At 59.0% G+C, this 698-nt stretch carries 1 protein-coding gene; it reads right to left on the bottom strand.

Annotation, left to right across the window (positions count from 1 at the left end; genetic code table 11):
* Window positions 1-487, bottom strand: a 487-nt coding sequence (locus C0V97_RS18160) for an SDR family oxidoreductase (RefSeq protein ID WP_127103765.1), incomplete at its 3' end; no start/stop codon positions are given.
* Window positions 488-698: the final 211 nt, after the last annotated feature.

Below are 698 nucleotides of genomic sequence, written 5' to 3'. Positions count from 1 at the left end.
GGACGAGGGTTTTCTTCCCACCATAGCCCCCGTTCGGTGCCTCGGGGGCGACCGCCACAATCGAAGCAATGTTGATGATCGCACCCTTGCCGCGCACTACGAACCCTGGAACGACAGCGTAGGTAAGGCGCATCAGTGCCGTCACGTTCAGCTGGATCATCGCCTCCATACGATCCGCGTCACTGTCGAGCAGCGTCGTGTGCGTGCCGATGCCCGCATTATTGACCAGCAGGGTCACGCTTGCGTCGCGGCGAAGGACGTCCTCGACCCGCTTTACATCGGCGGAGCGGCCTAGATCGGCGTCGACTACCTCTACAGCGCGACCGGTCCGGTCCGTGATATGGGCAGCGAGATGCTGCAGTTTTTCCTTGTTGCGTGCGACAAGGATCAGATCATAGCCGCGACTGGCGAGACGGTCCGCGTAGATCGCGCCGATACCGCTGGAGGCGCCGGTAACGAGGGCCGTGCCGAGAGTGTTCTGGGTCATTGGAAGTCCTACCTTTTAATCGGTGTTGACCCCCTTTTAATGCGCTCTCTGGACCGGCTCCGAAATGACGGATAACTTACGTTTTTCGGACATGCCTGACGGAGCTGTCATGCCCCACGTCGCTATGGTTCTGACCTCTCATTTTCAATTCCTCGCCCTTGGAGTGCAGGCGGCTTTCGAGCTGGCGAACACGATATTAGGCGAAGAATTC

It is taken from the genome of Asaia sp. W19, from assembly GCF_003994335.1.
GTDB lineage: Bacteria > Pseudomonadota > Alphaproteobacteria > Acetobacterales > Acetobacteraceae > Asaia.
Note: the sequence above shows the minus strand (reverse complement) of the source record. Positions and strands in the feature narration are given on the sequence as shown.